The sequence below is a fragment of the Pseudonocardia sp. HH130630-07 genome, assembly GCF_001698125.1.
In the GTDB taxonomy this organism is placed as follows: Bacteria; Actinomycetota; Actinomycetes; order Mycobacteriales; family Pseudonocardiaceae; genus Pseudonocardia.
In genome coordinates, this window is record NZ_CP013854.1 from 3,744,973 (window position 1) to 3,771,928 (window position 26,956).

The following is a 26,956-nucleotide window of genomic DNA, read 5'->3' on the forward strand; positions in this document are numbered from 1 at the left end:
CCCGGATAGTACGTGCTCGGATTAACTGGACGAGACACGGAGGCCGCCGCGATGGACCAGAACCTGTTCAACGAGATCTGCCTGCAGCAACTGACCCTGTCCGGCGTGCACGACGGCGAGACCGTCGTCGTGCTGACCCGGGGCGCGGACCGCACCGCGTACGCCGACGCCTTCCTCTGGGCGATCGGGAGGCTCGGCGCGACCGGCTACCACATGCGGCTCCCGGCACCGGCCGACGCGAGCGGTGCCTGGGCGGTGGGCGACTCCGGGCTGGGCCGGATCCCGCTCGCGGTCGAGGCGCTGAAGGCCGCCGACATGGTCGTCGACTGCACGTTCCTGCTGTTCTCGCCCGAGCAGTTCGCGATCCAGGGCGCCGGCACCCGGATCCTCACCGCGGTCGAACCGCCGGAGCTGCTGGCCCGGCTGATGCCGACCACCGAGCTGCGCGAGCGCGTCGAGATCGGCGCGGAGCTGCTCGCCAAGGCCTCGACCATGCGGATCACCAGCCCGCACGGCACCGACATCACCTACCGGCTCGGTGTGTACCCGACGCTGAGCGAGTACGGCTACACCGACACCCCCGGGCGCTGGGACCACTGGCCGGCGGCGTTCGTGTTCACCGGCGGGGCCGACGACGGCGTCGACGGGACGATCGTCCTCGCCCCCGGCGACGTGCTGCTGCCGTTCAACACCTACGTGCAGACCCCGGTGGAGATCACCGTCGAGGAGGGCTTCGTCCGCGACATCCGCGGCGGCGCCGGGACGTCCGGCCTGGACGCCGACCTGCTGAGCAGCTACATCCGCAGCTTCGACGACCCGCGCGGCTACGGCATGAGCCACGTCGGCTGGGGCCTCGACGAGCGCGCCCACTGGCACGGACTGACCCAGTTCGGCGGCGGCATGGGCATGGAGCTGCGCAGCTTCTACGGCAACGTCATGTTCTCCATCGGCCCGAACAACGAGCTGGGCGGCCCGAACGACACCGCCTGCCACTTCGACATCCCGATGCGTGGCAACTCCCTCTACCTCGACGACGAGCTGATCGTCGACGCCGGTGAGCTGACCGTCCCCGAGATGCGGCCGGCGGCGCGCCGATGACGCGGGACCACCACGTCGGGATGATCGTCCCGTCGTCGAACCTGACGATGGAGACCGAGCTGCCGCGGATGCTGCGCGCCCGCGAGGAGGTCCGGCCCGAGGACCGGTTCGTCTTCCACGCCGCCCGGGCCCGGATGCAGCACGTGACCCCGGAGCAGCTGCGCGCGATGAACGCCCAGGCCCAGCGGGCGGCCGCCGAGCTGGCCGACGCCCGCCCGGACGTCGTCGCCACCGCGTGCCTGGTCGCGATCATGGCGCAGGGGCCCGGCTACCACTGCACGGCCGAGGACGACATCACCGCGGCGCTGCGCGCGGAGGGCAGCGGGGCACCGGTGGTCTCCAGCGCGGGAGCCCTGCTGTCCGGGATCACCGCACTCGGTGCGCGGCGGGTCGCGATCATCACGCCGTACCTGGAGCCGCTGACGAAGGCGGTCGCCGCCTACCTGGAGGACGCCGGCGTCGAGGTCGTGGACGCGCTGTCGCTGCAGGTGCCGGACAACCTCGCCGTCGCCCGGCTGGATCCGGCCGGCCTGCGCGAGCACCACCGGAGGCTGGACCTCACCCGGGCCGACGCGCTCGTGCTCAGCGCCTGCGTGCAGATGCCGTCGCTGCCGGCGATCGAGCCGGTGCAGGACGAGATCGGCATCCCGGTGCTCTCCGCGGCCACCGCCACGACCCACCGGATCCTCACCGCGCTCGGCCTCGAACCCGTCGTCCCCGGTGCGGGGGCGCTGCTGGCCGGCTGAGGCCCGTGCGGGCTCAGCGGGCCGGGCCGACCGCGTCCGCCATGCCCTGCACGGCGTCCTGCACCGCGGCGAACGCGGGCCCGCAGACGGCCGGGTCCCCCTCGCCGACGGTGCCGGGGGCCGCCTCGCACCCGGTCTCGGCGAACCGGCCGAGCGCCTGCTCGGTCGCGTCGGCCTGCGGCGTGGCGTCCGGGGCGTCCCGGCGGACCTGACCGATCGCGTTGCGGACCTCGGTGGTGAACCGGCCGCACCGGGCGAACACCTCCGCCGCGTCGCCGGAGGCGCAGGGGTCCCGGGTGAAGAAACCGATCTTGGTGCGCAGCGCCTCCAGCCCGGGCGCGCCGACCCGGTCCGAGGCGCTCGCGCCCTCGCCCTGCACGCTGCGGGTGGTCGCCGGCCCGGACGCGCACCCGCCCACGACGAGCAGGGCGATCATCGTGAGGGCGGCCGCGCCGCGACGGTCTCGGATGCGCACGCCCGCGACAGTAGAGGGCCCCGGCCGGGCGTCGCCCACCGTGTTCGCCGGGCACTCGGGCCGTGCGCTGGTGGAAAGCGCTTTCCCAAATACGCTGCGATACCCCTACCGCTGATCGGGCGACGCCGATAGCGTGCGTTACGACATCGAGCAACGACCGGCCGGATTCTGTCGACGCAGGGTTGCGCGCACGAGGGTGGGCATGGACACTCCGGATAGCGCTTTCCCAACTCAGGAGTGTGAATGTCTCGCGACACACTGCGCGTCGTCATGAACGGCGTGACCGGCCGGATGGGCTACCGGCAGCACCTCGTGCGCTCGATCCTGGCGATCCGGGAGGCCGGGGGCATCGAGCTCGCCGACGGCAGCCGGGTCCAGGTCGAGCCGGTCCTCGTCGGACGCAACGCGACCAAGCTGGCCGATCTCGCCGCCCGGCACGACGTCCGGGAGTGGACCACCGACCTCGACGCCGCGCTGGCCGACCCGGCGAACGACATCTACTTCGACGCCCAGACCACGGCCGGCCGCAAGCCCGCGGTGCTCAAGGCGCTGGCCGCCGGCAAGCACGTCTACGTCGAGAAGCCGACCGCCGAGACCGTCGAGGAGGCCCGCGAGCTGGTCGCCGCCGCCGAGGGCACCGGGCTCGTCGTCGGCGTCGTGCACGACAAGCTGTACCTGCCCGGCCTGCGCAAGCTGGCCCGGCTCGTCGAGTCCGGCTTCTTCGGCCGCATCCTCTCGGTGCGCGGCGAGTTCGGCTACTGGGTGTTCGAGGGCGACTGGCAGACCGCGCAGCGGCCGAGCTGGAACTACCGCTCCGAGGACGGCGGCGGCATCGCCATCGACATGTTCCCGCACTGGAACTACGTGCTGGAGAACCTGTTCGCCCCGGTCCGCGCGGTCTCCGCCCGGGTCGTCACGCACATCCCCGAGCGGGTCGACGAGCAGGGCAGCCGCTACGCCGCCACCGCGGACGACGCCGCCTACGCCATCTTCGAGCTCGACGGCGGCGTGATCGCCCAGGTGAACTCGTCCTGGGCGGTGCGGGTGCACCGCGACGAGCTCGTCGAGTTCCAGGTCGACGGCACCCACGGCAGCGCCGTGGCCGGCCTGTTCGACTGCCGGGTCCAGCCGCGGGTGGCCACCCCGATGCCGGTGTGGAACCCGGACCTGCCGACCGAGCTGCGCTTCCGCGACGGCTGGTCCCCGGTCCCGGACAACGACACGTTCGGCAACGGTTTCCGCGCCCAGTGGGAGGAGTACCTGCGCGACGTGCTGGCCGGCCGTCCGCACGCGCACGACCTGTCCTCCGGTGTACGCGGGCTGCAGCTGGCCGAGGCCGGTCTGGAGTCCTCCGCGTCCGGCCGCCGGATCGAGCTGCCCGGGGCGGGCCGGTGAGCGCGGCGGCGCCCGCGCTGCGGGGCCTGCTGCTGCCCCGCGCGGACGGCACGCTGGAGCCGCACGTCCTCGGTGAGCCGCGGACGTGGACCCCGCGCCCGGCACCGCACACCGTGCGGACCGTCTTCGCGGCGGCGCACGTGGTGGCCGACCCGCTGGCGGACAACTCGCCCGGCGAGCCGGCCCGGCTGGACTGGGACGCGACGCTCGCGTTCCGCCGGCACCTGTTCTCGCACGGCATGGGCGTCGCCGAGGCCATGGACACCGCCCAGCGCAACATGGGTCTGGACTGGGCCTGCGCCGCGGAGCTGATCCGCCGCAGCGCCGAGCAGGCGCGCGAGCACGGCGCGCGGATCGCCGCCGGTGCCGGCACCGACCACGCCCCGGGTGCGGTGACCCTCGCCGAGGTCACCGACGCCTACCTGCACCAGGTCGAGACGGTCCAGGCCGCCGGTGCCCAGGTCATCGTGATGGCCTCGCGCCAGCTCGCCGCGGCCGCGGGCACCGCGCAGGACTACCTCGACGTCTACGCCCGGGTGCTGGCCGCCGCGGAGCAGCCGGTCGTCCTGCACTGGCTGGGGGAGATGTTCGACCCGCAGCTCGCCGGCTACTGGGGCTCGCGGGACGTCCCGACCGCCACCGGGACCTTCCTCGAGCTGTGCCACGCGCACGCCGGGCGGATCGACGGTGTCAAGGTCTCGCTGCTCGACGCCGACCACGAGCGCACCCTGCGGGCCGCGCTGCCCGCGGGCGTCCGGCTCTACACCGGCGACGACTTCAACTACCCGGAGCTGATCCGGGGCGACGGCACGCACCACTCCGACGCGCTGCTGGGCGCGTTCGCCGCGGTCGCCCCGGCCGCGTCGGCGGCACTCACCGCGCTCGAGGCCGGCGACACCGCCACGTACGACCGGGAGATGGCGGCGACGCTGGCGCTCTCGCGCACCGTGTTCACCGCGCCGACCTTCCACTACAAGACCGGGATCGCGTTCCTGGCCTGGCTGGCCGGCCACCAGAGCGGCTTCGGCATGGTCGGTGGGCTGCAGAGCGCCCGCTCGGCGGTGCACCTGGCCGAGCTGTTCCGGCTCGCCGACGCGGCGGGCCTGCTGCCCGACCCGGGGCTCGCGGCCCACCGGATGACCACGTTCCTGCAGGTGAACGGGGTCGTCGGATGAGCACCACCACCGCGGGGATCGACGTCCCGTCCGGCGAGCCGGCCCGCATCCCGACCCCGGAGCCGGGCGACGCGCGGCTCGCCAGACTGTCGCTGAACCAGCGCAGCATCCCGTCCTGGTCGGTCCGCGAGGCCGTGGACGGCTGCGTGCGGGCCGGCGTGCCCGCGATCGGCCTGTGGCGCGAGCCGGTCGCCGAGACCGGCCTGGACCGGGCCGCCCGGATGGTCGCCGACGCCGGGCTGCGGGTGTCCTCGCTGTGCCGCGGCGGCTTCCTCACCGACCCGGACCCGGCCGCGCGCGGCCAGGCGCTGGACGACAACCGGGCCGCGATCGACGAGGCCGCCGCGCTGGGCACCGACACGCTGGTCCTGGTCGTCGGCGGGCTGCCGGAGGGGTCGCGGGACCTGCCCGGTGCCCGCCGGGCGGTGGTCGACGCGCTCGGTGAGCTCGTGCCGTACGCCCGGGAGCGCGGGGTGAGCCTGGCGCTGGAACCGATGCACCCGATCTTCTGCGCCGACCGCGGGGTGCTGTCCACCCTCGGGCAGGCGCTGGACATGGCCGAGCCGTTCGCCGCCGACGAGGTCACCGTCGTCGTCGACGCCTTCCACGTCTGGTGGGACCCGGCGCTGGACGCCCAGCTCACCAGGGCGGCCGGGCGGATCGCGTCCTACCAGGTCGGCGACTGGATCACCCCGCTGCCCGCGGACACCCTGTGCTCGCGCGGGATCCCCGGCGACGGGCACATCGACCTCGCCGGACTCACCTCGGCGGTCGCCGCCCGCGGCTACCGCGGTGACGTCGAGGTCGAGGTGTTCAACCAGGACCTCTGGGCGGCGGACGGCGCCGACGCCCTGGCCACGATCGTCCGCCGGTACGCCGAACTCGTAGCACCGCACCTGTAGCCCGCATCCGCAGAGCAAGGAGTATCCATGTCCGAAGTCGCCTTCCAGCAGGCATCCCGTGTGTTCGGCGGTGACCGCACCGTCCGCGCGGTCGACCGGCTCGACCTCGAGATCGCCGACGGGGAGTTCCTGGTCCTGGTCGGGCCGTCCGGTTCCGGCAAGTCCACCGCGCTGCGGATGCTGGCCGGGCTCGACCCCACCGACGAGGGCTCGATCTTCATCGGCGGCCGCGACGTCACCGGCGTCGAGCCGAAGGACCGCGACATCGCGATGGTGTTCCAGTCCTACGCGCTCTACCCGCATATGACGGTCGCGCAGAACATGGAGTTCGCTCTGCGGCTGCAGAAGCTGCCGGCCGCCGAGCGGCGGTCCCGGGTGGAGGACGCCGCGAAGCTGCTGGACCTGACCGAGTACCTGGACCGCAAGCCGAAGGCGCTCTCCGGCGGTCAGCGCCAGCGCGTCGCGATGGGCCGGGCGATCGTCCGGGAGCCCTCGGTGTTCCTGATGGACGAGCCGCTGTCCAACCTCGACGCGAAGCTGCGGGTGCAGACCCGGGCGAACATCGTGGCGCTGCAGCGGCGGCTGGCCACGACCACGGTCTACGTCACCCACGACCAGACCGAGGCCATGACGATGGGGGACCGGGTCGCGGTGCTGCGCGACGGCGTCCTGCAGCAGTGCGCGCCGCCGAAGGAGCTCTACGCGCGGCCGCGCAACACCTTCGTCGCCGGGTTCATCGGCTCGCCGGCGATGAACTTCCTGCCCGCGAAGGTGACCGCGGACGGCGTGCTGCCGGTCGGGTACGAGGGCACCGCGCTCTCCGTCACCGGTGCCGCCGCGGCCCAGGGCGAGGTCACCATCGGGTTCCGCCCCGAGGGCGTGACCCTCTCCACCGAGGGCCTGCCCGCCCGGGTCGAGCTGGTCGAGGAGCTGGGCGCGACCGCGTTCGTCCACGCCACGGTGGACGTCGCCGGTGAGGAGCACCGGTTGACCGTGCAGACCGACGGGGCGTCGAGCCCGTCGATCGGCGAGAACGTCCGGCTGCAGCTCGACGGCTCCCGTGCCCACCTGTTCGACGCCGGCGGCGACCGGCTCGAGTGACCCGGTGCCCGGCGTGCCGCCGTTACGGTGCGCCGGGCGCCGTTCCAGCCAGGGCGGTGCGCAGCACGCGTACCGCCTCGGCCGGTTCGTCCCAGAACACCATGTGCCCGGCGCCGCGGACGGCCGCCGTCGTCGCCCCCGGGTGGGCAGCGGCCAGCTCGGCGGCGCCCTCGGCCGGGACGACGGGTGAGCGGTCGCCGTACATCAGCGTCACCGGGCCGGGGACGTGCGGCCAGACGTCGAAGAAGTCCTCGGACTCGAAACCGGCGTGCGTGGCACGCAACGCGGTCTCGTCGCACGACGACAGCCAGCGCGCCCGCAGCTCCTGCTCGCGCCGCGGCCACCGCGGCCAGGACCGGGCGACCTCGTCGGCGTCGGTGCCGCGCTGCGCCTGGTGCAGCTGGTCCAGGAACGTCTCCAGCGTGGTGGGGTAGGGGGCCCGGCCCGGCCCGGACAGCGGCGGGTCGACGAGCACGGTCGCGCGCGGGGCCGCGCCCCGCCCGGCCAGCGCGACCGCGGTGGCCGCGGCGATCCGGGCGCCCATCGAGTGCCCGAGCAGCACCGGGTCCCGCAGGTCCAGACCGGACAGCACGGCGACGGCGTCGGCGGCGTAGTCGGCGAGCGTCCACCCGTCGCCGCTGTCGGACAGGCCGCGGCCGCGGACGTCGAGCACCACCGGCCGGAACCGGTCGGTCAGCTCCCGGGCGACGAGGTCCAGGGTGACGGCCGGGCTGGTGATCCCGGGCAGCACCAGCACCGGGACCCCGTCGCCGCCGTAGTCGAGCGCGTGCAGGCGCACCGCCCCGTTGCGTGCCCACCGCGAGACGGCGGGGACGTCGGCCAGGTCGGCCAGCGCGTCCTGGCGGACGGCCCGGGTGCCGGTCATGCGATCTCCTCCAGGTAGCCGAGTGCCTCGTCCCGGCCGAGCACGTCGCCGTACTTGGCCGCGATGTCGAACAGGTTCGCCGCGTGCGGCCCCGCGGCCCGGTCGCCGACACAGTCGCGCGCGACGAGCACCCCGAACCCGGACTGCACGGCGTCGACCGCGCTCGCCCGGATGCAGCCGCTGGTGGTGGCCCCGCACAGCAGCACGGTGTCCACCCCGGAGGCGCGCAGCAGGGTCGCGAGCCCGGTGTCGAAGAACGCCGACGCCCCCTTCTTCACGACGAGATGGTCGACCGGGCGGACGTCGAGCCGGTCGTCGAGCGCGACGGCGGGGGAGCCCTCGACGAGCCCGCGCATCCCCGGCGCCTTCACCAGCCAGGGCAGCGTGTCGAGCTCGGCGGGGGTGTAGGCGATCGTCGTCCAGACGACCGGCGCACCGATCGCCCGGGCCGCGGCCACCAGCTCGCCGGTCGCCGTGACGACGGCGGACAGGTCGGACCCCGTCGGGTACGCCGGGTCGGTGAAGCCCGCGCTCAGGTCCACGACGACGACCGCGGGCCGGGTGCCGCGCCGGCCCGGGGCACCGAACCCGGCGGTGTCGTACGTCGCGTCGGTGGCGGCGCCGTGCGGTCCCGCGCTCACTCCTCGCCCCCGGCGGCGCCCGCGATCGCCCGGCGCTGCGCCGCGCAGTCCTGTACCGCGTCGACGATCGTCTGGTAGCCGGTGCACCGGCACAGGTTCGATGCGACGACCTCGCGGATCTGCTCGCGGCTCGGGTCCGGTTCCGCGGCGAGGTAGCCCTCGGCCAGCATCAGGAAGCCGGGCGTGCAGAACCCGCACTGCAGCCCGTGGTGGGCGGCGAAGCACCGCTGCAGGTCCGAGAGCTGCCCGTCGTGCCCCAGCGACTCCACGGTGCGGACGTCCGCGTCCTCCACCTGCACTGCGAACAGCAGGCAGGAGCGCGCCGGTGCCCCGTCGACGAGCACGGTGCAGGCCCCGCAGACCCCGTGCTCGCAGCCGACGTGGGTGCCGGTCAGGCCCAGGTCGTGGCGCAGCACGTCGGCCAGCGTGCGCCGGGGCGGGATCGCGAGGTCGTGGCGCTCGCCGTTGACGTGCAGATCGACCAGGACGACGTCGGTCACGGTGCCTCCTCTCGGGTCGGGGCCGCGGCCAGCGCGGCGTGGATCGCGTGCCGGGGGATGGGGGTGGCGTCCAGCTCGACGCCGGTGTGCCGCAGCGCGTCGTTGACCGCGTTGAGGACGGCGGCCGGTGCGCCGATCGTCCCGCCCTCCCCGGCTCCCTTGGCGCCGTTCGCGGTGAACGCGCACGGGGTCTCGAGGTGCTCGATCCGCACGTCCGGGATCTCGGCGGCGGTCGGCACCTTGTACTCCATGAAGCTGGGGGCCAGCGGCTGGCCGAGCTCGTCGTAGACGACCTGCTCGAACAGGGCGCCCGCGATGCCCTGGGCGATGCCGCCCCGGGCCTGGCCCTCGACCACCCGCGGATGGATGGCGACGCCGCAGTCCTCCACGCAGACGTAGCGCAGGATCTCGACACCGCCGGTGCCCGGGTCGAGCGCGACCACGCAGCCGTGGCTGGCGTTGGAGAACGTGCCGTCCCCGGCGACGTCGAAGCTCGCCGTCGCGGTCAGCCCCGGGCCGACGTCCTTCGGCAGCAGGTGCGCGCGCAGGTAGGCGACCTCGGCCAGCTCGGCGAACGGGTACGTCCGGTCCCCGGCACGGACCCCGCCCGCGCCGTCCAGCACGGCCGAGTCCACATCGGTCCCGGACAGGTGCGCGGCGATCGCCCGCAGCGTCTCCCCGAGCTTCGTCGCGGCCCCGGCGGCGGCCGAACCGCCGATGGTCACCGAGCGGGACGCGAACGAGCCCCAGCCGTAGGTGATCCGGTCGGTGTCGCCCTGGACGATCGTGACCTTGTCGTAGGGCAGGCCGAGCCGGTCGGCGACGATCTGGGCGAACGTCGTCTCGTGGCTCTGGCCGTGCGACAGCGTCCCGGTGGTGACGCTGACCGCCCCGCCGGTGTCCATCGTGACCTGCGAGAGGTCGAACCCGGGGACGACCTGCATCCGCCGCTGGGCGAAGGCACCGGAGCCGTAGCCGGTCCGCTCGGAGAAGCAGGAGTAGCCGATCCCGACGATCCGGCCCGGTTCGCGGTGGCCCGGCCAGCCCTCCTCGCGCAGCACCCGCTCGCACAGGTCGAGCGACTCCCGGTAGGACCCCGGGTCGTAGGTGATGCCGTTGACCCCGCGGTACGGGAACTCGGTGATGAGGTTGCGCCGCCGGATCTGCACCGGGTCGATCCCCAGCTCGCGGGCGGCCCGCTCCATCAGGCGCTCGGCCACCATCACTTACTGGGGCCGGCTCACCCCGCGGTACGGCGCGGTCGGCGCCTTGTTCGTGGTGACCGCCCGGCCGCGGACCCGGTAGGCCGGGACCCGGTAGACGCCGGGCATCTCGGCCGAGGCCATCAGCGGCTCGATGCCCGCGGTGAACGGGTAGCAGGAGTAGGCGCCCATGTCGCAGACGACGTCGGCGTCCAGGGCCAGGATCTCGCCGTCGGCGGTGAACGCGGCCCGGGCGGTGTAGTGCTGCTCGCGGGCCAGGAAGCTCGCGGTCAGCGCCTCGCGCCGGTCCTCGATCCACTTGACCGGGCGGCGCAGCCGCAGTGCCGCCGCCGCGGCCGCGATCTCCTCGCGGCCCACCACGCACTTCTGCCCGAACCCGCCGCCCATGTCCGGCACGGTGACCCGGACCTGCCGCTCGTCCAGTCCCGCGCAGCGGGCCAGCACCGTGCGGACCTGGTGCGGGACCTGGGTGCAGGTACGCACGCGCAGCTGGTCGTCGCGGTCGTCCCAGTCGGCGACGACGCCGCGGGTCTCCAGCGGCAGCGCGTTCTGCCGCCCGGTCGTGGCCTCGACGGTGACGACGGTGTGCGCGCCGGCGAAGACCTCGTCGATGCCCTTGGTGGCGAACAGCGAGACGTCGACGAGCACGTTGCCCGGCGCCTCGTCGTGCACCGGGGGACCGGCGGCGGCGAGCGCCGCGGCCTCGGAGACGACCGGGTCCAGCGGCGCGTACTCGACGACGGCGGCCTCGACCCCGTCCTCGGCGGTGTACGGGTCGGTCGCCAGCACGACCGCCAGCGGCTCGCCGACGTAGCGGACCTTGTCCCGGGCCAGCACCGGCATCGCCGTCGGCGTGAACTCCTCCGGCGGGCGGTCCAGCAGCGCGGTGATGTCGGCGAGCGCGAGATCGGCGGCGGCGAACGCGGCGACGACGCCCGGTGTCTCCCGCACCTGCGACAGATCCACATCGGTCACCAGCGCGTGCGCCTCGGTGCTGCGGACGAATGCGGCGTGCAGCATCCGGGGCAGCGTGACGTCATCGACGAACCGCCCGCGCCCGGCGAGCAGTCGCGGGTCCTCGCGGCGCGGCACGTCCGCCCCGACCCACGTCCCGTCCCGGCGGAACCCCGGCTCAGCCATGCCGCCGTCCTCCCGCCTCGGCCCTGGCCCGCTCGACCAGGGTCCGGACCAGCGCCCGGCGGTACGCCGCCGGGGCGCCGGGCTCGTCGCGCAGGGTCAGGCCGTCGGCGACCTCGGCGGCGGGGCCCGCGGGGCGCAGGAGCACCGGGACGGTGCCCACCCCGCCCAGCGCGACCGACCCGGTGTCGAGATCGACTCCTGCGGCGACGATCGCGAAGTCGCCGCGCCGGTCGGCGTACTCGGCGAGCGCGGCCCGGGGCGCCGGGCGACCGAACACGACCTCGGTGACGATCTCGTCGGCGCCGAGCGCCGTGCTGAACGGGCCGAGGAAGAACTCCCCGGCCGCGATCTCCCGGCGCCCGCCCGGACCCTCGGCGACGACGACCGCGTCCAGCAGCACCGCGAGCAGGCACCACTCGGCGGTGGCGTCGGCGTGCGCGATGCTGCCGCCGACCGTGCCGCGGGTCCGGATCGGCAGGTGCCCGACCCAGCGCATCGCCTCGGACAGCACCCGGAAGTCCGGCCCCAGGTCGGCCCGCTCGACGGCGTGGTGCGTGGTGAGCGCGCCGATCCGCAGGGCGTCGCCGTCGCGCCGGATGCCGGACAGCCCGGGTATCCGGCCGATGTCGACGAGGTGCCCCGGCCGGGCCATCCGGTAGTTCATCATCGCGACCAGGCTCTGCCCGCCGGCCAGGATCTTCGGGTCGTCGTCGGCCAGCTCGGTGAGCAGCTCGACGGCGCCGCGCACCGACGACGCCCGGTGGTAGGTGAACGCGGCCGGCTTCACGTGCGCTCCGCGACCGGGCCGTCCAGCCGCTCCTCGGTGCCGGTGATCCGGTCCAGCTCCCGCCCGCGGGTCTCCGGGGCCCCCAGCGCCATGAACACCACGGCGGCGAGGACGAACACGGCCATCAGCGCGAACGTCAGGGGCAGCCCCAGCACCGGCCACAGCAGGCTGCCGAACACCAGCGGGACGAACCCGGTGACCGCCCGGCTCGACGACGACGCCCAGCCGAACCCGGAGGCCCGCAGCTCCGTCGGGTACAGCTCGGAGACGTAGGCGTACATCACCGGGATGACGACGAGGGCGAAGAACCCGAACACCGCGATCATCGCGATGGCCGCCGTCGAGGACTCCATGACCAGGGCGAACACGACCAGCGACAGTGCCGCGGCCGGTCCGGCGATGCCGATCACCCACTTGCGGCCGAGCGTCTCGACCAGCAGCACCGAGGTGATCACGCCGAGGATGCCGACCGCGTTCATCACCGTCGTCGAGCCGAACGCGGCGACCTCGCCCATGCCCTGGGCCCGCAGGATCGACGGCATCCAGGACAGCGCCGCGTAGTAGACGACCATCACCGAGACGAACAACGCCCAGGCGACCCCGGTGATCCGCGGCGAGAACGCCCACACCAGGCGCAGCTGCTCGGTGAGCGCGCCGAGGCCGCGCCGCCGCGAGGTGACGGTCTCCGGGGCGGCGGCCGTGATCACGTACGGCTCGGCGGCGGCCCCGGTACGGCGGACCATGTCGTCGATGACGACCCTGGCCTCGGTCTCGCGGCCGGTGCGGGCCAGGTACAGCGGCGACTCCGGGACACCACGCCGGATCCAGAACAGCAGCAGCGCGGGCAGCACCATCAGAGCGAGCATCCAGCGCCAGTTGCCGTCCACCGGCACCAGCAGCGTCGCGGACAGCCCGGCCAGCGTGGTGCCGATCGGCCACCAGCCGTCCATCGCGGCGAGCACCCGGCCCCGTTGCCGGCGCGGGGAGAACTCGCTGACGATCGCGTAGTCCACCGGGATGCAGCCGCCGAGCCCGATCCCGGCCAGGAAGCGCAGCAGCAGGAAGACCTCCCAGTTCGGCGACAGCGCCCCGAGCACCGAGAACAGCGCGAAGATCAGCAGCGTGATGCTGAAGACGCGTTTGCGGCCCATCCGGTCGGCGATGGTGCCGCACGCGACGGCGCCGACCGCCATGCCGATGAGGTTGGCCGTCGCGACCAGGCCCCGCTGCCCGGTGGACAGGTCGAACTCGGTCCCGAGCAGCGGGGTGAGGAAGCCGTTGAGGGCGACGTCCCAGGCGTCGAACATGTAGCCGAGGCCGCCGATGAGGAAGATCTTCCCCTGGACGCCCCAGCGCCACGGCAGGTCCTGGACGACCTGGTCTCCGGTACGCATGGCGGTACTCCTTGGTCGGTCGGGTCAGCGGACGAACTGGTACGTGACGGCCTCGTCGCCGCGATCGTGCAGCGGTGACCCGCGCCAGAGCCAGTCGTAGGAGACGTCGGACTCGCCGTCGAACCGGCGGAGCTTGGCGTCGCGTTCGCGCTGCTCCGGGCCGTCGGGGAGGTGGTAGAAGTCCATGTTCGCCCGGGACGCGTCCTGCACCATCCCGGCGTGCTTGGCCCGGCGGTGCACGTAGCGGGCCAGCGCGCCGTCGATCCCGGCCCGGCCCGCCGCGCCGAGCTCCTCGGCGAGCACGGCCGCGTCCTCCATCGCCTGCGAGGCACCCTGGGCCTGGTAGGGGAGCATCGCGTGGCAGGCGTCGCCGAGCAGGGCGACCCGGCCGTCGATCCACACCGGGTCGCGGCGGCGGCGGTACAGGGCGAACGCGGCCACGTCCTCCTTGGCCTTGGACAGCATCGCCGGGACCCGGTCGTCCCAGTCCGCGAACGCCTCCACCAGCTCGGACACCGGTGCCGGGGCCGTCCAGTCCCGTTCCACCCCGGCCGTGCAGGGCACGATCGCGACCACGTTGAGGAACTCCCCGCGGCGGATCACGTAGTGCACGAGATGGCGGCCGGGGCCGTACCAGATCGTGGAGTGGTAGCGGTCGAGGAGGAACCGGGTGGCCGGGTCGGCGGCGATCAGGTCGCCCGGGATCAGTGCCCGGTAGGCCATCTCCCCGGAGAACACCAGGGTGTCGTCGAACCCGGCGAGGTCACGGACCCGGGAGCGGATCCCGTCGGCACCGACCAGGACGTCGCCGGCGAACCGGTCGCCGCGGGCGGTGACCGCGACCGGCCGGTCGGTGCCGGTGCCGTCGAGCCCGACGACCTCGGCGCCGGTGTGCACGGCGACGACCGGTCCCGGCCCGTCCGGGTCGGTGCACGCGTCGAGCAGGATCCGGTGCAGGTCGGCCCGGTGGTAGTGCCAGTAGGGCGCGCCGTAGGCGTCGACGACGGACCGGCCGAGCGGGAGCTGGGCGATGACCGCGCCGTCGGCCCAGCGCCGTCGCACCTGGTCCTGCGGCGCGGTGTGGATCCGCTCCATCGCCGGGCGCAGGCCGAGCCCGACGAGCACCCGGCTCGCGTTCGGCGCGGTCTGGATCCCGGCCCCGACCTCACCGAGCTGCGGCGCGGTCTCCAGCACGGTCACCCGGAAGCCCTGCCGGCGCAGGGCGAGCGCCGTCGTCAGCCCGCCGAGGCCGCCCCCGGCGACCGTGATCTCCAGCGACTGGCTGGGTGCCACGACGTACCTCCTCGCATGCCGTTCCCGCCGCGTCGGGTGTGACGCAGCCCCCACAGGAACTAATCCGAGCACGTACTATCCGGATACGCAAGAGTTTGCCCCTCCCCACGTTGCACTCATGGAGCTTCGGCCTCGTCTCACCGGGCCGAAGCTCCATGAGTGGCGGTTACGCGGGGTCGGTCAGGTGGTTGCGTTCCGCTATCGACTCCCAGTGGGTGCCGAGGGTGTTCAGGAGGGCGGCCAGGTCGTGGCGGCGGTCCTCGGGGAGGGCGGTGAGCAGCTCCTGGTCCAGGCGCCGGGTGCGGCGGGTGACCTCGGCGAGCGCGGCGCCGCCGTCCTTGGTCAGCGAGAGCAGCTTGCGGCGGGCGTCGCGGGGTGACTCGGTCCGCCGGATCAGGCCGCGCCGTTCCAGGCGGCGGCAGACGTCGGCCATCGTCGAGGTGTCCAGCGCCACCGCACCGGCGAGCGAGCCCTGGTCGGAGTCGGGGTAGGCGCGCACCGCGGACAGGACCGCGAACTGCGGACCGGTGAGCACCGCGTCGACGTGCCGGTTCCAGGCCGCGAGGTAGGCCTGGTACATCCGGCGGGCGCCGTAGCCCGGCGCGGCGACGAGGTCCGCCGGTGGTGCCGCGGTGACGGCCGGCGTGCGCTCACCCCGCCGCAACGGCTCGCCCATGGTTCCTCCGAGGCCGGTCCGGACCGGGTGCCCGGGACGCGCCGGTGATCCTACGTGCCCGGACGGTCACGACCGGCGCACCGCCGGGACGGGACGGGATCAGCGCGGGCGCAGGCCGTCGACCAGCAGGTCCAGCAGTCGCCCGGCCTGGACCCGGTTCTCCGGATCGGCGAGCGCCATGCAGATCCCGCTGGTGCCGACCAGCACGTCGGCCGCGTCCACGTCGGACCGCAGGGTGCCCTCGGCGATGCCGGCCACGTGCAGCTCGCGCACCGCCTCCAGCATCCGCTCCCGGCTCTGGGCGAACGGGTTGCGCCCGCACGCGACGAGCGAGTGCAGCGAGTCCTTGAGGTGCTTCTTGGTGATCACGTAGTCGACGAACCGGTCCATCCAGGCGCGCAGGGCCTGGTCGGCGGGCAGCTCGGCGCCCAGTTCCGCGGCCGCGGAGCACAGCCGGTCCAGCTCGTTGCGGTAGACGGCCTCGACCAGCGCGTCCCGGTTCGGGAAGTGCCGGTAGAGGGTGCCGATGCCGACCCCGGCGTCCTTCGCGATGCCGTCCAGCGTGGGGGAGGGGCCGCCGGTGCTCTCCGCCGTGAACGCCCGGAACGCCGCCGCGAGCAACAGCTCGCGGTTACGGGCGGCGTCCGCACGCAGTGCGGGACGGGTGCCGGTGCCCATGGGGTGCCTCCTCGAACGCGGTCCGGACCACGATACGGCTTGCTATCCGGAGGCTACTCCGGATAGAGTTCCGAGTCATACGGAGAGTCCTCCGTTTTCTCGTCCCCGGATGTGCAGCGCGGCCGGTCCTCCCCGGTCCGTGACCGCCGCACACCCGGTGAACAGAAGGGATCAGCACGATGTTCCTCCGGTCCACGACCACCCGATCCCCGATCACCACCACGCACACCACCACCACCACCACGTCCACTGCCGCCACCACCGCCGTCCCGGCCGACGTGCTCGCCGGTGCCGACCTCACCGGGCGCCGCGCCGTCGTCACCGGTGCCGCGTCCGGGGTCGGCCTGGCGACCGCCCGCGCGCTCGCCGCGGCCGGCGCCGAGGTCACCCTCGCCGTCCGGGACGCCGAGGCCGGCGCGGCCGCCCGCGCCGGGATCGTCGCCGAGACCGGCAACGAGCAGGTGTTGGTCGGCGAGCTCGACCTCACCGACCAGCGGTCGGTCGCCCGGTTCGTGCGGCTCTGGGACGGCCCGCTGCACATCCTCGTGCACGCCGCCTCGGTGGCCGACGCGCCGCTCACCCGCACCGGCGACGAGTGGGAGCTGCACCTGGCCGTCAACCACCTCGGCCCGGCCTCGCTCAGCTCCGGCCTGCACTGGGCGCTGACCGCGGTCGACGGCGCCCGGATCGTGCACGTCCTCTCCGACGCGGACCTCGCGGCCCCGTTCGACCTGGAGGACCCGCACTTCTTCTCCACCCGCTACGACGGCGCGCTGGCGCACACCCGGTCCCGCACGGCCGCCATGCTGCACACCGTCGAGGCCGCCCGGCGCTGGTCCGGTGACGGCATCGCGGTGAACGCGGTGCGCCCCGGTGCGTCCGGCGGGGACCCGGCCGACCTGGCGGCCACGGTGCTCCTGGCGGCGGCGTCGCCGCTCACCGGCGGGATCAGCGGGCGCTACTTCACCGATCTCGCCGAGGCCGAGCCGATCGAGCACGCGGTCGACCCGGTGCTGGCCCGCCGGGTCTGGCGCTGGACCGAGAGCACGCTGCGCGAGGTGTGGTTCTCCGGCCTGCCCGTCGTCGCCTGAGGGGTGAACCCGGTCGCGCCGGTGGCGGCCGGGGCACCAGACTGGCCGTCGTGACGACGACGGACCAGGATGCGATCCCGCCCGGCAGCACGCTCGCCGAGGCGCTGGCCCGCCGTACGGAACTGCGCAACCGGCTGGACTCGTTGCGCAACCGGATCGCGGCGAACGCCCGGCACCAGGAGGGCGACCCGCCCGCCGAGGACGCCGCCGCCCTGCTGGAGCAGGCGGGGATCGTGCTGACCGGCCTGGAGGAGCTGATCCGGCGGATCAACCGGACCAACTCGGCCACCGACCTGGGCCCGGACGGGACGATGACCGACGCGCTGGCCCGCCGCGACGTCCTCCGGATGCGGCACTCGCTGCTGGTCGCCGCGGCGGACGCCGCCACGGGGCACGGCGTCCGGCACAACGCCGGGCGCCAGCTGCACTCCGAGCTCCGCGAGGTCCCGGCGCTGCCGGTGCCGCGGCTGCGCGAGCAGGCCGACGGCGTCGCCCGCGACCTGCGCGAGCTCGACGCCCGGATCCAGCGGGCGAACTGGACGACCGCCATGCTCGACTGAGGACGGACCCGGGTGCCGGTGCGAGTCGGTAGCCGGGCGGGGAGCGGGCACACACCGAGGGCCGGCGGTCATTCCGGTCCACTGCTCGGCGCCGCGGGCGGCGTCACCCGACGACACGGGGCACGCCCGGAACGGGGCACGAGTGACGGTGCACCACGCACCGAGCACCACCACGTGCCGGCCCCACCCGGCGAGGGCGGGCCAGGGGACCTCGCACCGCGCACCCGGATCCCGCACTCATGGAGCTTCGGCCCGGTCGCACGAGGCCGAAGCTCCATGAGTGACCCCGGGGAGGGGTGCGTCAGTGGCGGAGCCAGGCCGTGGTGTCGGCGGGGAGCTCGCCGCGGTGGGTCAGGGGGGCGCTGGTCAGCATCACCTCGGCGTCCTCGGGGAGGGAGACCGGGGCGGAGGACACGTTCACCAGGGCGGTGAAGCCGGCGTCGCCCTCGGCGCCGTCGTCGGAGGTGCGGGACAGGGCCAGCGTCCCCTCCAGCGAGTCCTGCCAGGTCAGCGTGCCGCCGCCGAGCGCGGGATGGGCGCGGCGCAGGGTCAGCGCGTCCCGGTACAGGTGCAGCACCGAGTCCGGGTCGGCCTCCTGGGCGTCGGCGGCGTGCCGGGCGAAGACCTCGGGCTGCGGCAGCCACGGCGCCGGCGGGTCCGGGTGCCCGAGGCTGAACCCGAACGACGGCTCGCCCGCGGCCCACGGCAGCGGTACCCGGCAGCCGTCGCGGCCGCGCCGGGTGTGCCCGGACCGCTCCCAGGTGGGGTCGTCGAGCAGCTTCTCCGGGAGGTCCTCGACCTCCGGCAGGCCGAACTCCTCGCCCTGGTAGAGGTACACGGTCCCGGGCAGCGCCAGCATCAGCAGCGCGGCGGCCCTGGCCCGGCGCAGGCCGAGCTCCGGGTCGGCGGGCAGGTCCACGACGTCGTCGAGGCTCCAGCCGCGACCGGCCTCCGGGGTGCGGGCCAACCGGCTCGGGTGCCGGCAGACGTCGTGGTTGGACAGCACCCAGGTCGCCGGCGCACCCACCGCGGTGTTCTCGGCGATCGCGTCGTCGATGTTGCGCCGCAGGTCCTCGGCGATCCAGGCGGCGGTCAGGAAGTTGAAGCTGAACGCCGTCTGCAGCTCGTCCGGGCGCAGGTAGCGGGCCAGCCGCTCCGGGTCCGGCACCCACGCCTCGGCCACGTAGACCTTCGGCGGGTCGTAGTCCTCGGCGATCTCGCGCCAGGAGCGGTAGACCGCGTGCACGTCCTCGCGGTCGAGGTAGGGGTGGCCGCCGTCCTGCACGTCGTTGACGCCGGGCACCAGGTCCGGCAGCTCCGGGTCCTTGAGCATCGAGTTGGCGACGTCGATCCGGAAGCCGTCGACCCCGCGGTCGAACCAGAACCGCAGGGTGGTCGCGAAGTCCTCCCGGACCTCCGGGTCCGCCCAGTTGACGTCCGGCTGGGTGACGTCGAACAGGTGCAGGTACCACTGCCCGTCCGGCACCCGCTCCCAGGCCGGCCCGCCGAACATCGACTCCCAGTTGTTCGGGGGCTCCGCGCCGCCGGGCCCGCGGCCGTCGCGGAACACGTAGCGCTCCCGCTCGCGCGATCCCGGTGCGGCCGCGAGCGCGCGGCGGAACCACGCGTGGTCCGACGAGTGGTGGTTCGGGACGATGTCGAGCAGCACCCGGATGTCGCGCTCGTGCGCCGCCGCGATCAGCGCCTCGGCCTGGGCGGTGTCGCCGAACATCGGGTTGATCGCCCGGTAGTCGGCCACGTCGTAGCCGCCGTCGGCCAGCGGCGACGGGTACCAGGGGTTGATCCAGATCGCGTCGACGCCCAGCCGGGCGAGATGGTCCAGCTTGGCGTGCAGGCCCGCGATGTCGCCGGTCCCGTCGCCGATCCCGTCGGCGAAGCTGCGGATGTAGACCTGGTAGACGACGGCGTTGCGCCACCAGTCCTGCTCGTGGGCGGTCATGTTTCACACTGTTGCACGCGTGTTGCAAGGCTGTCGAGGTCCGGGCACGATGTCGTGGTGACGGACGAACCGGTGCACGAGATCGTCCGCCGGGTGGGGGTCCGGCGGGTGGCCGAGCTGGCCGGGGTGTCCGCGGCGACCGTCTCCCGGGCGCTGCGGGCGGGCACCCCGGTGTCCGACGAGACCCGCCAGCGGGTCCGGTGGGCGGCGGCCTCGCTCGGTTACCGCACGCCGTCCCGCCGGCTGACCGTCGCGGTGCTCGCGCGGTTCCCGGGCCGCTGGTTCTTCGCCGAGGCCGTCGCCGGGGTGGAGTCGGTGCTGTCCGCGGCCGGGCACACCATGCAGCTGCACAACGTCGGCGACCCGGGTGCGCGGGCGCACTTCTTCGCGACGCTGCCGGTCCGCGGCCGGGTGGACGGGCTGATCGTCGTCGCCTCCGGTGCCGACGCCGCGGAGCGGGCCGCGCTGGACGCGCTGGGGGTGCCGATCGTCGTCGTCGGGGACACGACGTCGGGCTGGCCGCGCACCGGGATCGACGACCGGGCCGGCGCCCGCGCCGCCGTCCGGCACCTGGTCGGGCTGGGCCACGACGGGATCGCCCTGGTGTCCTTCGACCCGGACGAGGCGTGCGGCCGCAGCACCACCCGGGCCCGGTACGCCGGCTGGGCCGACGCGCTCGCCGAGTCCGGCCGGACCGCCGGCCCGGTCCTGGAGGTCGGGGGTGACGTCGGGTCGGGCGTCGCCGCCGCCGGTGAGCTGCTGACCCTGCCCCGGTTGCCGACCGCGGTGTTCGCCATGGCCGACGAGGCGGCGGTGGGGCTGGTCCGCACGCTGCGCCGGGCCGGGGTGGACGTCCCGGGCCAGGTCTCGGTGGTGGGTTTCGACGACCACGAGATGGCCGCCGTCACCGATCTCACGACGATCGGCCAGCCGGTCCGCCGCCAGGGCGAGCTGGCCGCACGGTCCCTGCTCGGAGCGCTGGCCGGCACCCCGGCGACCGACGCCGAGCTGCCGACCCGGCTCGTGGTCCGCGGCACCACGGCGCCCCCGCCCGGCGTCCGGGAGAGGATGGGGTGATGCGACGACTCCTGCTCGGCCCCGCGGTGCTCGCCGTCCTCGTCCTGCTCGGCTGCGCCGACGCCGGTGCGGGGCCCGCGGACCCGCCGGGGCCCCGGCCCGCCGCCGCGGCCGACCTGCTCGGCCGCTGGTACCCGGCGGACGGCGCGGCCGGCGGGCGGGCGTTCGCCGAGTTCGCCGACGGCGGTGACTGGACCGGGTCCGACGGCTGCAACGGCCAGAGCGGCACCTGGGCGGTCGCGGCCGGCGGGGAGTTCACCGGCAGCTACGGCCCGAGCACCAAGATCGCTTGCGAGAACGTGCCGATCGCCGTCTGGGTCGGCGACGCCCGGCGGGTCGAGATCGACGCCGGCACGCTCGTCCTGCACGGTCCGGACGGTCCCGCCCGGCTGGTGCGCGAGCTGCCCTGAGCGCGGCTCAGCGGGCCAGCGGCAGCCAGTCCAGGACGTCGCGGATCCGGGCGTCCCAGTAGGACCAGGCGTGCTCGCCGGCCCCGGAGTGGGTGGTCACGTCGAGACCGGCGGCGCGGGCGTGCCGGGCGAACCGGACCGTGTGCGGGTGCAGCGGGTCCTCGGTACCGGCACAGACGTAGAGCGACGGCGTGTGCGCCGGTTCCGCGAGCGCGTCGACGAGGGCGAACAGGTCGGCGCCGGTGCCGGTCACCGGCTCGCCGCCGAAGATCCGCTCCCAGATCCGCGGGTCCTCCTCGCGCGGTGGGCCCTGCACCAGCGCGCCGATGTCGAGCACCCCGGACAGCGAGGCCGCCGCGGCGAACCGGCCCGGCTCGGCCAGCGCCCAGCGCAGCGCGCCGTAACCACCCATGGACAGCCTGGCCACGAACGTCTCGGCCGGGTCGCCGGACACCCGGAAGAACCGCCCGACGAGCTCGGGCAGCTCGGTGCAGACCCAGGTCCGGTACCGGCCGCCGTACGCCTCGTCGGTGTAGAAGCTGCGGTGCACCTGCGGCATGACGACGGCCAGGCCCAGCTCGTCGGCGTACCGCTCGATCGCGGTGTAGCGCGACCACGCCGTGTCGTCGTCGGAGAGCCCGTGCAGCAGGTACAGCACCGGTGGCGGTGCGCCGGGGTCGCGGACCCCGGCCCCGATCCGGGTGCGCGACGGCTGCGGGAGCAGGACGGTGACCGAGGTCGCCAGCCCGAGCGAGTCGGCGACGAGGTCACAGCGCAGGCGGGCCACGTCGATGATCGTCTCGGGCGGGCGTCGCCGGGGTCAACCGGGCCCGGATGCGGACGGGGCGCGGCGCCGGGCAGGATCGGTGCCGCCATGGCCCACATCCTGATGTCCACCACCGCCGCGCACGGTCACGTCCACCCCAACCTGCCGGTGGTGGCCGAGCTGGTCGCACGCGGGCACCGGGTCACCTACCCGGTGCCGGAACGCTTCGCCGAGCCCGTCGCCGCGACCGGTGCGGCGCCGCTGCGCATCCGCACCGACCTGCCCGATCCGGCGCGCGGGGAGCAGTGGCCGGACGGCGGCGTCGCGGCGATGCGGCTGTTCTCCGACGAGGCCCGCTCCGCGTACGCGCAGATCGCCGACGCGCTGCAGTACGAGCACCCGGACCTCGTCTGCTACGACGGCAGCGGCTGGGCCGGGCACGCCCTGTCGCGGGTGTGGGGGATCCCGCGGGTCGAGCTGGCCCCGCACATGGTCGCCTGGGAGGGCTTCGAGCAGGAGATGGCCGAGGCGTTCGCCTTCCTCGACGCCCCGGACGGCCTCGCCTGGCGGGCCGAGCTGGACGCCTGGCTCGACGAGGTCGGCGCCGGCGTCGGGAACCGGGAGTTCCTCGGCCGCCCGGACCGCTCGGTGGTGCTGATCCCGGAGGCCATGCAGCCGAACCTCGACCGGGTCGACCGGGAGCGCCACACGTTCGTCGGGCCGGTCATCGGCGACCGCTCGCACCAGGGACTGTGGCCGAAACCGCGCGGCCCGCTGCTGCTGGTCTCGCTCGGCTCCGCCTACACCGACCGGCCGGGGTTCTGGCGGGACGCGATCGCCGCGATGCACGGCACCGGCTGGACGACGGTGCTCGCCGTGGGCCCGCACGTCGACCGGTCGGAGCTCGGCGAGATCCCGGACGACGTCCGGGTCGCGGAGTGGGTCCCGCAGCTCGCCGTGCTCGCGCACGCGTCGGCGTTCGTGACGCACGCGGGGATGGGCGGCTGCGCCGAGGGGCTCTGGCACGGCGTGCCGATGGTCGCCGTGCCCCAGGCCGTCGACCAGTTCGGCAACGCGGCGCGGATCGCCGAGCTCGGGGTCGGCGAGCACCTGCCGGCCGAGCAGGTCACGCCGGAGGCGCTGCGTGAGGCGGTGCTGCGGGTCGCCTCGTCGGACGCCGTCGCGGGCCGGTGCGCCGAGCAGAAGGCCGTCGCGCGGGCGGCGGGAGGGGCAGCCCAGGCGGCCGACGTCGTCGAGTCGTTGCTCCCTCCGGCGCGGTGCCTGGGCTGTCCGGGTGGCGTCTGCGGACGCTGAGGTTGCCTGCGCTCATCCGATCGTGTCCACCGGCGGCGTGGCGATTGTGGACCCAGTGTTGCGAATGGCAACGTCTGCGCCCTCGGTCGGGGGAAGGTGGGGGTCGGTGCGCAGAACGGTCGTGACGCTGCTGGTAGCGGTGGGGGTGACCGTCGGCATCGCCACGCCCGCGGTGGCCGCACCCGCTCCTCCTCCACCACCACCGGCGATCGCGTGGGCGCCGTGCACCGCGCCCGCGCTGGCTGCGGCCCGCGCCGAGTGCGGGTTGCTGCCGGTGCCGCTCGACCACGCCGACCCGGCCGGGAAGAAGATCGAGATCGCGGTCTCCCGGGTCCGCCACACCGTGCCCGAGGACGCGTACCAGGGCGTCATGCTGGTCAACCCGGGCGGGCCCGGCGGGTCCGGCCTGGGGCTGAGCCGGCTCGGTGCGGCCGTGCCGAAGGGTGCGGGCGGCGCCTACGACTGGATCGGCTTCGACCCGCGCGGGGTGGGATCGAGCCGGCCCGCGCTGAGCTGCGACGCCGACTACGGCGGCTACGCCCGGCCGGACTACCGCCCGGAGAACGGCGCCGAGGCGGCCTGGCTGCCCCGGACGAAGGCCTACGCGCAGGCCTGCGGCGCGGCGGGCGGTGAGCTGCTGGAGCACCTGCGCACCGAGGACACGGTGCGCGACATGGACCTGATCCGCCAGGCGCTCGGTGCCGAGCAGATCAACTACTACGGCTACTCCTACGGCTCGTTCCTCGGCCAGGTCTACGCCACGATGTTCCCCGAGCAGGTCCGGCGGATGGTGCTCGACGGCGTCGCCGATCCCCGGTACTGGTGGTACCAGGCGAACCTGAACCAGGACGTCGCGTTCGAGCGCAACATCCAGGTGTTCTTCGACTGGGTCGCCAAGTACGACGGCGTCTACCACCTCGGCACCACCGGCGACGCCGTCGAGAAGCGTTACTCGGAGATCTCCGAGGAGCTCCGCGCGGCACCGGCCGGCGGGAAGATCGGCTCCTCGGAGTGGACCGACATCTTCCTGCGGGCCGGGTACAACGTGTCCGAGTACACGGCCGTCGTGAACGCCTTCGTGGCCGGCGACCGGGGTGACGCCGCGGCGCTGGTGGCCGCGTACGACCAGGCCGGATCGCCGACCGACGACAACAACTACGCCATCTACCTCGCGACCCAGTGCACGGACGCACCGTTCCCTGCGGACTGGGAGACCTGGCGCGCGGACAACACCGAGACCGACCGGGTCGCGCCGTTCGAGACCTGGGGCAACGCCTGGTACAACGCGCCGTGCCTGGACTGGCCGGTGCCGCCGGGCCCGGCGCCCGAGGTCGAGGGGACCCTGGAGCAGGGGCCGTTGCTGATCTCGGAGACCTACGACGGCGCCACCCCGTACGAGGGTGCGCTGCAGGCACGCCGGACCTTCCCCGGCTCGTCGCTGATCGAGGGCGTCGAGGGGCACACCCACTCGGCGTCGCTGTCCGGCGTGGCGTGCGTGGACGACAAGGTGGCCGACTACCTGCTGACCGGCGCGCTGCCGGAGCGGGTGCCGGGGGACCGGTCGGACGCGCAGTGTCCCGCGCTGCCGCCGCCGGACCCGGGCGCCGGGGGCTGATCCCGGGAGGGCGGCGGCGGTGCAGGCGTTCGTCCGGCGTGCGGAGTGCGGGCACATCGTCTGGGCCGGCCCGCTCGTCGACACCGCCGCGCTCCTCGCCGTCGCCGACGAGCTGCGCGGCGGTTCCTGCCCGACCTGCGGGGAGACCGTGCGCCGGGTCGAGTTCACCGTGGTCCGCGCCGAGGGCGGGGGGACGTTCGATACACCGCCGGCACCCCGCAACCGGGAGAACCGGCTCCGGAGGGCGAGCCGGGCCGACGCCGCGCGGACCCGGCGGAGCCTCGCCCGGCTCGGTGCCGACACCACCGGCCTCGCCGCCGACCTGAAGGACGCCGCCCTCGGGCTCGCCCCGCCGCGGTGGCGGGCCGACCTGCGGAAGATCCCGGTCGGGATCCTGCCCACCTACGAGCCGAACGCCGAGTGCATCACCTTCGCGGACTCCGCGGTGCCGGCCATCGTCGTCCACCAGGGCCTGGCCGGTTACCTGTTCGGGATGAACCGCAGCGTCTTCCCGCTGCTGCGCACCGGGTCGATCGGCGGTGGCGCCGGCACCCCCTTCGTCACCGACGAGCGGACCCGCGGGGCACTGCGGGTCCAGGCGGTGGACACGGCCCTGCAGTTCCTCGGGGTCGGCCCGCTGCGGCCGGCCGGGCTCGTCGGGATCCCGACGGTGGTCCGCTTCCTGACGATGCCGCTGACCCGGATCATGTCCGCGTTCGTCCTGTGCCACGAGTACGGCCACGCGGTCCTGCGGCACGCCGACGACCTGCACCCGGCGGGCCCCGGCTCCGGGTTCTCGCTGCTGGAACGGTCCCGCGCGATGGAGTTCGAGGCCGACACCTGGGGGCAGGACGCGGTGATCGGCGCCTTCAGCGGCAGTGCGAACCTCGAACCGGGCCTGGCGATGTTCGACGACCTGTTCACCGGCGACTCCGCGCCGCTGAAGAAGGACGTCTCGCTGGCCGCCCCGTGCGTGGCGCTGCTGTACTTCGAGTTCCTCGACGTGGTCGAGGAGCGGCTGGGCAGGCACGGCGTCACCGTCGCCGGCCGGGACGCCCCGACCCGCCGCCGGGCCCGCGCGGCCGGGGACCGGTCCACCCATCCGTCCAACCACGACCGGTTCCGGGCGCTCTACGCCCACCTGACCGAGCACGGCAACTTCAGCGCGCACACCTGGGTGGAGCCGTTCGAGTCCTTCCTCGGCGACATCCGGGACGACCTCGACGTGCTCATCGACCGGACGGGGGCCGTCCCCGGCACCCGGTTCGCGCCCCGCTTCCGGTGGCTGCGCAGGCGGCGGCCGGAGCGCGCGTCCGGCTCCTGGCGCGAGCCGATGGCCGACGGAGGCGACCCCGGGCTCCGCCGCGCGCTGGAGGCCGGTCTGTCGAACGCGTCGGGCGAACCCCTGCAGCTCGACGCCGAGGTGCTGCGGCGCCACTACGAGCGGCAGACGCGCCGGGCGCAGCAGCACTACGACGCGGGCGAGTACGCCGACGCCGAGCGTCTGTTCTCCGCCGTGCTCGACGGCGGCGAGACCGTCGACTCGGTGGCGCTGTACCCGCTGCTCGGGATGAGCCGCGAGCAGCTCGGTGACGTCGAGGGCGCGATCGCGGCGTACCGGCGCTGCATGGAGGTCGTGCCCGGCAGCGAGCACGCCGCGGCGTCCGGGTTCTGCCTCGGCAAGATGCTCTGGCTGGACCGGGCCGACCCGGACGGCGCAGAGCCGGCCCTGCGGGCCGCGCTCGCCTCGGAGAACGTCGACTTCCGGGCGCAGGCGCTGCTGTGGCTGGGCACCATCGCGCACGGGCGCCGCGACGTCGACGAGGCGTTGCGCCGCTACCGCGAGGTGTACGCGCTGCGCGGACAGGCGCTGGGGATCGTCCCCGACGTCGTCCCGAAGGCGGCGCTGAACATCGGGGGCGTGCTGGAGAACCGCGGCCGGCGGGCCGACGCGGTGCGGATGTTCGAGTACGCGCGCGACCATCCCGCCCTGGACGCGCCGAACCGCCGGATCGCCGAGCAGCGTCTGCGCGGCCTGCGGGGGCGGTGAGCC

24 protein-coding genes and 1 pseudogene are annotated in these 26,956 nt (G+C 74.5%); 13 read left to right on the plus strand and 12 right to left on the minus strand.

What is annotated here, in order from left to right:
- The first annotated feature begins 51 nt into the window (after positions 1-51).
- Positions 52-1,098 (plus strand): leucyl aminopeptidase, encoded by a 1,047-nt coding sequence (locus tag AFB00_RS17810; protein ID WP_068798178.1) that lies wholly within the window; start codon positions 52-54, stop codon positions 1,096-1,098.
- The gene (locus AFB00_RS17815) at positions 1,095-1,844 is read left to right on the plus strand and encodes a maleate cis-trans isomerase family protein (protein ID WP_068798179.1); all 750 of its coding nucleotides are present in this window, start codon (positions 1,095-1,097) and stop codon (positions 1,842-1,844) included. Before AFB00_RS17810 ends, AFB00_RS17815 begins: the two co-directional genes overlap by 4 nt.
- A 13-nt stretch (positions 1,845-1,857) precedes the next feature.
- On the opposite strand, the gene AFB00_RS17820 is transcribed toward AFB00_RS17815, so the two are convergent.
- Positions 1,858-2,319 carry a hypothetical protein gene (locus AFB00_RS17820; protein ID WP_156819613.1) on the minus strand — a complete coding sequence of 154 codons (462 nt, stop codon included), beginning with the start codon at positions 2,317-2,319 and terminating at the stop codon, positions 1,858-1,860.
- 243 nt (positions 2,320-2,562) lie between these two features.
- Here AFB00_RS17820 and AFB00_RS17825 point away from each other — a divergent pair, with 243 nt between their 5' ends.
- Genes AFB00_RS17825 through AFB00_RS17840 form a run of 4 tightly spaced genes read left to right on the plus strand, consistent with a single transcriptional unit; the run spans position 2,563 to position 6,892 of the window.
- Positions 2,563-3,714, plus strand: coding sequence for a Gfo/Idh/MocA family protein (locus AFB00_RS17825; protein ID WP_068798181.1), 1,152 nt, complete (start codon positions 2,563-2,565; stop codon positions 3,712-3,714).
- 17 nt (positions 3,715-3,731) lie between these two features.
- The gene (locus tag AFB00_RS17830) at positions 3,732-4,889 is read left to right on the plus strand and encodes a dihydrodipicolinate synthase family protein (RefSeq protein ID WP_156819846.1); all 1,158 of its coding nucleotides are present in this window, start codon (positions 3,732-3,734) and stop codon (positions 4,887-4,889) included.
- Positions 4,886-5,791, plus strand: a complete 906-nt coding sequence (locus AFB00_RS17835) for a sugar phosphate isomerase/epimerase family protein (protein WP_068798183.1) — start codon at positions 4,886-4,888, stop codon at positions 5,789-5,791. Before AFB00_RS17830 ends, AFB00_RS17835 begins: the two co-directional genes overlap by 4 nt.
- Before the next feature lie 27 nt (positions 5,792-5,818).
- Positions 5,819-6,892, plus strand: a complete 1,074-nt coding sequence (locus AFB00_RS17840) for an ABC transporter ATP-binding protein (RefSeq protein ID WP_068798184.1) — start codon at positions 5,819-5,821, stop codon at positions 6,890-6,892.
- A gap of 22 nt (positions 6,893-6,914) precedes the next feature.
- Here the strand turns inward: AFB00_RS17840 and AFB00_RS17845 are convergent, their stop codons facing one another.
- The 9 genes and pseudogenes from AFB00_RS17845 to AFB00_RS17885 all read right to left on the minus strand — a co-directional run bounded on the left by AFB00_RS17845 (position 6,915) and on the right by AFB00_RS17885 (position 16,110).
- Positions 6,915-7,778 (minus strand): alpha/beta fold hydrolase, encoded by an 864-nt coding sequence (locus AFB00_RS17845; protein ID WP_068798185.1) that lies wholly within the window; start codon positions 7,776-7,778, stop codon positions 6,915-6,917.
- Positions 7,775-8,419, minus strand: coding sequence for an isochorismatase family protein (locus AFB00_RS17850; RefSeq protein WP_068798186.1), 645 nt, complete (start codon positions 8,417-8,419; stop codon positions 7,775-7,777). The genes AFB00_RS17845 and AFB00_RS17850 overlap by 4 nt, the downstream gene beginning before the upstream one ends.
- A complete protein-coding gene (locus AFB00_RS17855; RefSeq protein ID WP_068798187.1) occupies positions 8,416-8,919 on the minus strand; it encodes a (2Fe-2S)-binding protein in 504 nt (167 codons plus the stop codon). Before AFB00_RS17855 ends, AFB00_RS17850 begins: the two co-directional genes overlap by 4 nt.
- Positions 8,916-11,282: pseudogene (locus AFB00_RS17860) on the minus strand (xanthine dehydrogenase family protein molybdopterin-binding subunit). Before AFB00_RS17860 ends, AFB00_RS17855 begins: the two are co-directional and overlap by 4 nt.
- Positions 11,275-12,069, minus strand: coding sequence for an FAD binding domain-containing protein (locus tag AFB00_RS17865; protein ID WP_068798188.1), 795 nt, complete (start codon positions 12,067-12,069; stop codon positions 11,275-11,277). The pseudogene AFB00_RS17860 and the gene AFB00_RS17865 overlap by 8 nt, the downstream one beginning before the upstream one ends.
- Positions 12,066-13,463: an MFS transporter gene (locus AFB00_RS17870; RefSeq protein ID WP_068798189.1), complete on the minus strand. Its 1,398-nt coding sequence runs from the start codon at positions 13,461-13,463 to the stop codon at positions 12,066-12,068. Before AFB00_RS17870 ends, AFB00_RS17865 begins: the two co-directional genes overlap by 4 nt.
- Before the next feature lie 24 nt (positions 13,464-13,487).
- Entirely contained in the window at positions 13,488-14,756 is a 1,269-nt protein-coding gene (locus AFB00_RS17875; RefSeq protein WP_068798190.1) for an FAD-dependent monooxygenase, read from the minus strand.
- Between the two features lie 166 nt (positions 14,757-14,922).
- Positions 14,923-15,432, minus strand: a complete 510-nt coding sequence (locus AFB00_RS17880; protein WP_068798191.1) for a MarR family winged helix-turn-helix transcriptional regulator — start codon at positions 15,430-15,432, stop codon at positions 14,923-14,925.
- Positions 15,433-15,531: 99 nt separating this feature from the next.
- Positions 15,532-16,110, minus strand: coding sequence for a TetR/AcrR family transcriptional regulator (locus AFB00_RS17885; RefSeq protein ID WP_068798192.1), 579 nt, complete (start codon positions 16,108-16,110; stop codon positions 15,532-15,534).
- 179 nt (positions 16,111-16,289) lie between these two features.
- Between AFB00_RS17885 and AFB00_RS17890 the strand changes: the two genes are divergently transcribed.
- Together AFB00_RS17890 and AFB00_RS17895 are read left to right on the plus strand one after the other, a co-directional pair.
- Entirely contained in the window at positions 16,290-17,201 is a 912-nt protein-coding gene (locus AFB00_RS17890; RefSeq protein ID WP_068798193.1) for an SDR family NAD(P)-dependent oxidoreductase, read from the plus strand.
- Between the two features lie 50 nt (positions 17,202-17,251).
- Complete coding sequence (locus AFB00_RS17895) at positions 17,252-17,761, plus strand: DIP1984 family protein (RefSeq protein WP_231973968.1); 510 nt, start codon at positions 17,252-17,254, stop codon at positions 17,759-17,761.
- Between the two features lie 301 nt (positions 17,762-18,062).
- Here the strand turns inward: AFB00_RS17895 and AFB00_RS17900 are convergent, their stop codons facing one another.
- Complete coding sequence (locus AFB00_RS17900) at positions 18,063-19,721, minus strand: glycoside hydrolase family 13 protein (protein ID WP_068798194.1); 1,659 nt, start codon at positions 19,719-19,721, stop codon at positions 18,063-18,065.
- Between the two features lie 57 nt (positions 19,722-19,778).
- On the opposite strand from AFB00_RS17900, the gene AFB00_RS33375 reads away from it, so the two are divergent.
- Positions 19,779-20,798: a LacI family DNA-binding transcriptional regulator gene (locus AFB00_RS33375; protein WP_197519578.1), complete on the plus strand. Its 1,020-nt coding sequence runs from the start codon at positions 19,779-19,781 to the stop codon at positions 20,796-20,798.
- Complete coding sequence (locus AFB00_RS17910) at positions 20,798-21,208, plus strand: META domain-containing protein (RefSeq protein WP_068798195.1); 411 nt, start codon at positions 20,798-20,800, stop codon at positions 21,206-21,208. Before AFB00_RS33375 ends, AFB00_RS17910 begins: the two co-directional genes overlap by 1 nt.
- A gap of 7 nt (positions 21,209-21,215) precedes the next feature.
- Here AFB00_RS17910 and AFB00_RS17915 read toward each other — a convergent pair whose 3' ends face one another.
- Complete coding sequence (locus AFB00_RS17915) at positions 21,216-21,995, minus strand: alpha/beta hydrolase (protein ID WP_068798196.1); 780 nt, start codon at positions 21,993-21,995, stop codon at positions 21,216-21,218.
- 87 nt (positions 21,996-22,082) lie between these two features.
- Here AFB00_RS17915 and AFB00_RS17920 point away from each other — a divergent pair, with 87 nt between their 5' ends.
- The 3 genes from AFB00_RS17920 (at position 22,083) to AFB00_RS17930 (ending at position 26,953) form a co-directional block, all read left to right on the plus strand.
- Entirely contained in the window at positions 22,083-23,288 is a 1,206-nt protein-coding gene (locus AFB00_RS17920) for a macrolide family glycosyltransferase (protein WP_068798197.1), read from the plus strand.
- A gap of 106 nt (positions 23,289-23,394) precedes the next feature.
- Positions 23,395-24,903: an alpha/beta hydrolase gene (locus AFB00_RS17925; RefSeq protein ID WP_231973969.1), complete on the plus strand. Its 1,509-nt coding sequence runs from the start codon at positions 23,395-23,397 to the stop codon at positions 24,901-24,903.
- A 19-nt stretch (positions 24,904-24,922) separates the two neighbouring features.
- Complete coding sequence (locus AFB00_RS17930; RefSeq protein ID WP_068798199.1) at positions 24,923-26,953, plus strand: tetratricopeptide repeat protein; 2,031 nt, start codon at positions 24,923-24,925, stop codon at positions 26,951-26,953.
- Positions 26,954-26,956: the final 3 nt, after the last annotated feature.